5 protein-coding genes are annotated in these 6810 nt (G+C 63.2%); all 5 read right to left on the reverse strand.

Annotated elements, in window-relative coordinates; translation table 11 throughout:
- Positions 1-426: 426 nt before the first annotated feature.
- The 5 genes from VGO12_RS08775 to VGO12_RS08795 all read right to left on the reverse strand — a co-directional run bounded on the left by VGO12_RS08775 (position 427) and on the right by VGO12_RS08795 (position 6652).
- Positions 427-1545, reverse strand: a complete 1119-nt coding sequence (locus VGO12_RS08775) for a CobW family GTP-binding protein (protein WP_414650694.1) — start codon at positions 1543-1545, stop codon at positions 427-429.
- Between the two features lie 2 nt (positions 1546-1547).
- Entirely contained in the window at positions 1548-3854 is a 2307-nt protein-coding gene (locus VGO12_RS08780; protein ID WP_327512352.1) for a xanthine dehydrogenase family protein molybdopterin-binding subunit, read from the reverse strand.
- A complete protein-coding gene (locus tag VGO12_RS08785) occupies positions 3851-4333 on the reverse strand; it encodes a (2Fe-2S)-binding protein (RefSeq protein WP_327512353.1) in 483 nt (160 codons plus the stop codon). The genes VGO12_RS08780 and VGO12_RS08785 overlap by 4 nt, the downstream gene beginning before the upstream one ends.
- On the reverse strand, positions 4330-5193 hold the full coding sequence (locus VGO12_RS08790) for a xanthine dehydrogenase family protein subunit M (protein ID WP_327512354.1): 864 nt from the start codon (positions 5191-5193) through the stop codon (positions 4330-4332). Before VGO12_RS08790 ends, VGO12_RS08785 begins: the two co-directional genes overlap by 4 nt.
- Positions 5194-5260: 67 nt before the next feature.
- Positions 5261-6652: a nucleobase:cation symporter-2 family protein gene (locus tag VGO12_RS08795; protein WP_327512355.1), complete on the reverse strand. Its 1392-nt coding sequence runs from the start codon at positions 6650-6652 to the stop codon at positions 5261-5263.
- Positions 6653-6810: the final 158 nt, after the last annotated feature.

Genomic DNA, 6810 nt, shown 5'->3' on the forward strand with positions numbered 1-6810 from the left:
GGATAGCAGCTCAGGTCAATAATCATAGGTTTCTCCTGTCGTAGAGGGTCCGGTCGATGCGGGGCCGCGCGATGAACGCCATGCCGGCCGAAGCCGGGCGTGGATCCGCGATCTCAGGAAATGCCGAAGACGGAGGGAACGGGCCGGTGCATGAGCTCCCAGGGCGGGGCAACCGGACGTTCCTTGTGTGATCAGCATCGACATCGCAGCCTCATCTTCCAACAGACGGTGAGCAATTGTCGGTGCTTCTACTCGCCTTCAAGAGAACCACTGCGCGTGATTTCTGTCAACACGAAAATACATCTAAATAATTGTTTTTAAATACACTTTTCCAACAACAACGGCAGCAACCGCCCGCGCTGGAGGGGCGCGGGCGGCTCAGACAGAAAGGCTTACGCAAGCGCCGTCCGGCGTGGAGACTCGCTGCTAAGGCACCAGGCATGCACGCAAGTTTCTGTCGATACTTTCGCGGTCGAGATTGCGGCCGATGAACACGAACTTCGACTTCCGCTTGTCCTCGCCCCAGGCGTGGTCCGGGCGGAAGTCGACGAGCTTGTGCACCGCCTGGAGCACGAAGAAGCGGTCGTCGCCGGCAACGGAAACGATGCCCTTGGTACGGAAGATGTCGCCCCCGTGCTCGCCGAGGTAGTTCGTCAGGAAGCCCCCGAGCTTCTCGCCGTCGAAGGCTTCGGGATAGACGAAGGAGTGGGATTTCACCGTCGCGTCATGCTGGTGCGGCCGCAGGACGGTCGCGTGCTCACGTCCATGCTGCTGATCATAATGATGGTGATGCGTATGGTCGCAACACGGCTCCTTGCACTCATGGTGGTGATGCTCGGCGTCGTGATCGTCATCCATGTCGATGTCGAGGATTTCCGCCCGCTCGCGCACGTAGGACGGGCGGAAGCCCTTGACCCCGAGGATGTTGGAGAGGTCGACTTTGCCGTAGGTGGACCTGAGGATCGGCGCCGTCTGGTTGAGCCTGCGCAACGAGCTTTCCAGCGAACCGAGAGACGCCTCCTCGGCAAGGTCGATCTTGTTCACGAGGATGCGGTCGGCCGCGACGATCTGGTTGACCGCCTGGTTGTCGCTGCCGTCGAGCACGGAATCGTAGAGATGCTGGTCGATATGCATCGCGTCCACCAGCGTCACGACGGCGTCGAGCTCAACCTCGTCGGCGACACTGCGGTCGACGAAGAAGGCGGTGGCGACCGGCGTCGGATCGGCAAGGCCTGACGTCTCGACGATGATGTGGTCGAACTTGTCCTTGTGGCTCAGGAGCTTCTTCATCACATCGATAAGATCGTTGCGCACGTCGACGAAGCAGCAGATGCAGCCGTTCTGCATCTGGAAGATTTCCTCGTCCGAGGCGAGCACCAGGTCGCTGTCGACGTCCACTTCGCCGTATTCGTTTTCGATCACCGCGATGCGATGACCGTGACGTTCGGTCAGGATGTAATTGAGCAGCGTCGTCTTTCCCGATCCAAGGAACCCAGTGAGGATCGTAATCGGGAGTTTCTGCTGGCTCGCAGGCTCGATATGCATGTTCATGCGCCCTTCTCCCTCAAGGCTTTCAGGATGTCTTCCGGGGTGATCGGATAGTGGTGGAAGCGGACACCGATGGCGTCGTGGATGGCGTTGGCGATCGATGGACCGATGGCGATGATCGGATCTTCGCCGACGCCCTTGGCGCCCCAGGGGCCGCCCGGATCGGGTGCGGCCTCGAGGATGATCGTCTCGATATCGGGCATGTCCATGGAGAGCGGCATCTTGTAGTCGACGAGACCGGCGTTGAGTGAGCGCCCAGTCTTCTTGTCGATGACGTAGTCTTCCGTGAGCGTGTGGCCGATCCCCTGCTGGATACCGCCCTCGATCTGGCCCTCAGCCGCGATCGGATGGATGACACGACCGACGTCGTGCACAGGCACGACGCGCCTGACCTCGACGATGCCCGTTTCCGTGTCGACGTCCACCTCGGTGAAATGCGCGGCGAAAGAGTAGGATTTCGTCGGCTCGTAGGTGCCATTGGCGACGATGTTGGCGGCAGGGATGCCACGCGAAGGGCCCATGGCCTCCGACACGGTCATGCAGCGATCGGGCTCGGCAATGAGGAAGACCTTGCCTTCGGAAAGGTCAATCTCTTCCGGCGAGACCTGCAGTTTCATCGCAGCCCTTGCGAGCACGGAAGCACGCACCTTGCCGGCCGCCATCTTGGCGGCCGTGCCGACCAGATAGGTCGTGTGGCTGGCAAAAGCCCCGATGTCCCACGGGACCACGTCCGTGTCGCCGTGGATGACGCCGACGTCCTCGAAGCGGACCCCGAGCTCTTCGGCAACGATCTGCGCCAGCGCCGTATGCGCGCCGGTACCAAGCCCGGCAGCGCCAGTCAAAAGCGTGACCGTGCCGTCCTCGTTGACCTTGACCGTGGCATTGCCCTGCTCCTTGATGCCGGGATAGGCGGACGAGCCGTGCATCTCGCAGCCGATGCCCCAGCCCTTACGGATATGCGGGCGCTTCGGATCCGGCGTCCGGTCGCGGTTCCAGAGCGCCTTCCAGTCGAGCACATCGATGCCGTGCTGAAGGCAGATTTCAAGTCCGTGCCCAATGATCGGGTGGCCTGATGGCGCGATGTCGCCGGCCCGCACCACGTTCTTCAGCTTTAGCTCGGCCGGATCCATGCCGAGCCGTTCGGCGGCTTCGTCCATCTGGATGTCGAGCGCGTAGTAGCTCTGCACCACCCCGTAACCGCGGAAAGCCCCGTTGATCGGGGTGTTGGTGTAGACGCAGCGCCCCTCCAGCCGCACGTTCTCGCAGCGATAGAGCGAGGTGGCGGCGGTCGTGCCGACGATGGTCACGCCCGGACCGTGCGAGCCGTAGGCACCGGAATCGTAGACCAGCTTCATGTCGCGGGCGACGAGCGTGCCGTCGTTCTTGAAACCCTGCTTCAACCAGATCTTGCAGGGGTGACGCGAGCGGCCGGCAACGAAGGTCTCATGGCGGGTGAATTCCATCTTCACCGGCCGGCGGGTTTCCTTGGCCAAAAGCGCGCAGAGAAACTCGTGCTGGAACAGGTCCTGCTTGGCGCCGAAACCGCCGCCCATATGGTCGACCAGAACGCGCACCTTGGTGAGCGGCAGGCCGAGCACTTCGGCAAGGATGCCGCGGACCATGAAGGAGGTCTGGGTCGAGGTCCAGAAGGTCAGCTTGTTCGAGCCGTCCCAGTCGGCGACGCAGACGTTCGGCTCCATATAGGCCGGATGCGGCCGCCCGCCGGCAAAGGTGCCTTCCAGAACGAAGTCCGCTTCGGCAAAGCCCTTGTCGACGTCGCCGCGGTTGACGCGCACCGGGTCGAGCACGAGGTTGCCGCCGGGGCCGACCTCGTGGATCAGCGGCGCACCCGGCTGGGCTGCCTCCTCGGGCTCGAAGACGGCCGGCAGAGCATCATATTCCACCTCGATCAGGTCGAGCGCCTCATCGGCGATCTCCTCGCTGATTGCAGCGACGGCGGCGACGCCCTCGCCCCAGAAGCGCACCTTGTCGTCGAGAATGTACTGGTCCTTGGTGCAGGAGGCCGAGCGCGGATGTGGCGAGCCGTAGTGCAGCACGCGCGGCACGGTCTCGTGGGTCAGCACCGCCTTGACGCCGGGATAGGCGAGCGCCTTGCTGACGTCGATCGACTTGATCCGCGCATGGGCGATCGCCGCGCGCTTGATCTTGCCGTGCAGCATGCCGGGGAGCTTGATGTCGCCGGTGTACTGCGCCTCGCCCGTCACCTTCTCGAGCACGTCGTCGCGCTTGACGCTCTTGCCGACGATCTTGAACTCGCGCTGTTCGATGGGGGTGGTCATGTTCATGATCTTGCTGCCTCCATCTCGCGCGCGGCGAATCTGATCGCGTCGAATATCTTGGTGTAGCCGGTGCAGCGGCAGATGTTGCCGGAGAGCCCGAAGCGGATGTCCTCGTCGGTCGGGTGCGGATTGTCGTCGAGCAGCTTCTTGGCCATCATCAGGATGCCCGGCGTGCAGAAGCCGCATTGCGAGGCGCCGTGCCGCATGAAGGCATCCTGCAGCGGATGGAGCGTATCGACGCCCGGCTGCAGCCCCTCGACCGTCTCGACCGAGCGGCCCTCGGCCTCCACGGCGAGCACCAGACAGGCGTTGACCGGCTCGCCGTCGATGATCACGGTGCAGGCACCGCAGTCGCCGACATCACAGCCCTTCTTGGTGCCGGTGAGACCGACATCGTCGCGCAGCGCATCGAGCAGCGAGCAACAGGCGTCGACCGCCATGTCCCGCGCCTCGCCGTTGACGGTGAATTCCACGATCCGTTTCATGCGAAGGTCTCCAATGCCTGTTTGATGGCGCGGCCGGTCAAAACGCCGACCATGTCGCGGCGATAATCGGCGCTGGCGCGCACGTTGCTGATCGGCGTGCATTCCTCCATCGCCTTGCTTGCGGCACTCGAAACCGTTGCCGCGTCGAGCGAGGTGCCGCGCAGCATGGCTTCGGCCTGCGGGGCACGCAGCACGGTGGCACCCACCGCACCAAGCGCGATGCGAATGTCGCTGCAGACGCCCTCTTCCATGGAGAGGCTGACGGCGACGCCGACGGTGGAGAGCTCCATCGCCTTGCGGCGGCCATGCTTGATGTAGGCCTTGCCGGTCGTGTCGCCTGCCGGCGGCACGGTGATGCCGGTGACGATCTCGCCCTTGGCAAGCACGGTCCTGCCGGGTCCGGTGAAGAACTCGGCGATCGGCACGACGCGCATGTTGGTCCGGCTGTAGATGTGCACGAAGGCGCCGTCCGCGACCAAAGGCGGGATGGTGTCGGCCGACGGCGAGGCGCGACAGATGTTGCCCACCACCGTTGCGCGGTTGCGCACCTGGATGGACCCGAGCGATGCAAAGGCAGCCCTCAGGTTCGGATAGCGCTGGCCGACCAGCGCCAGACGTTCCAGGCGGCCCACCGTCACCAGTGCCCCGAAGGTGAGCCCGCGCGTCTCGTCATAGGTGATATCGGAGAGGCCGGGGATCTGCTTGATGTCGACGACGTTGCGCACGCGGCGCAGCCGCTCGCGGATCTCGACCAGAAGGTCGGTCCCACCGTTGAACAGAAACGTGTCGTCGCCGAGCTCGGTAAGCAGACGGGAGGCATGCTCCAGCGTTTCCGCCCGATGATAGTCGAAGCGTCTCATGGTAGTCCTCTTGGGGTTTGGGGCTCCGGCGGCGGAAGTGCGCCGCCGGACTAATTGGTGCGGCCCTCTAGGCCGGGTCGGCTGCGGGCGCACCCTCGGCGAGTTCGGCCTCGACCGGCTCCCTGGCTGGGACACCGTTGAAGAGAATGTTGAGCAGTGCCGCCGCGAAGGTGCCGACGAGCACGCCGCTATGCAGGAACTTCTCGAGCGCTGCCGGCAGCTGGTCGAAGATGTTTTCTGCTACGACCGGCACCATGGCGAGGCCGACGCTGACGGCGACGATGTAGAGGTTCCGGCGGTTGGCGACGAAATCGACCTTCGACAGGATCTTCACCCCCGTCGCCGAGACCATGCCGAACATCACGATGGCTGCACCGCCGACGACATAGCTCGGGATCGATGCGCTGACGAAGGCAACCTTCGGCAGCGAACCGAGCAGGATCAGGATGGCGCCGCCGGCTGCCACCACGAAACGGCTGAGCACGCCGGTGATCTGCAGCAACCCGACATTCTGCGCATAGGTCGTATAGGTGAAGGTGTTGAGCAGGCCGCCGATGATGTTGCCGACACCGTCGGTTCTTAAACCCCGGGTGAGTTCGGCCTCGGTGATCTTGCGCCCGGCCATGTCGCCGACGGCCAGGAACTGGCCGGTCGATTCGATCATCATGACCGTCATGACCGCACAGAGAGACAGGATCGACCAGAACTCGAAGATCGGCCAGCCGAAGGCAAGCGGGTGAATGATGCGCACCCAGTCGGCTTGCGCCACACCGTGGAAATCCACCTTTCCGGCAGCGATTGCGACGACGAAGCCGATGCCGATCCCGATCAGAACCGCAAGATTGGCCATGAAGCCCTTGAGAACGCGGGTGAGAAGCAGGATCGACATGAGCACGATGGCTGCCACCGCGAGCGCGAAGGGCGCGCCGTAGGCGGGATTCGGGATCATGCCGTCTGGACCCTTGATCATCGGTTGGCCGCCGGCCGCCCAGTTGACCCCGACGCGCATCAGCGAGAGGCCGATGACCAGCATGACCGTGCCGGTGACGACAGGCGGGAAGAAGCGTACCCAGCGGCCGAAGAATGGGGCGACCAGGATCGTGAACACCCCGGAGCCGATGACGGCGCCGATGACGCCCGGCATGCCGAGATCGGGATTGGTGCCCGTGGCGATGATCGAGGGCACGGCAGTAAACGAAATCCCCATCATGATCGGCAGGCGAATGCCGATGTTCCAGATGCCGAGCGCCTGGATGAGGGTGACGATGCCACAACAGAACAGGTCCGCGCTGACGAGCATCGCGATCTGTTCCTTGGGCAATTGAAGTGCGCTGCCGACGATGAGCGGCACGGCGACCGCTCCGGCATACATGACGAGAACATGCTGCAGGCCAAGGGCCATCAAACTCGGGATTGGGTAGATCTTTTCGACAGGATCAGTCGTATCGGATTTATGCATTCGCTTTCCTCCCAGCGAACAGCTTCCGGCGCGGTGGGAGGGCAACTTCGGCCTCATGATCTTGTCACCGCACGCCGTACGAAGCGGATCATGCGGCTGGCCAAATCAGCAAACAATCGGCACAATCATATTTATTCATATAGTAATTGAATGAATGG

Origin of the sequence: Ensifer sp., assembly GCF_035999135.1 — a bacterium.
Lineage (GTDB): Bacteria > Pseudomonadota > Alphaproteobacteria > Rhizobiales > Rhizobiaceae > Ensifer.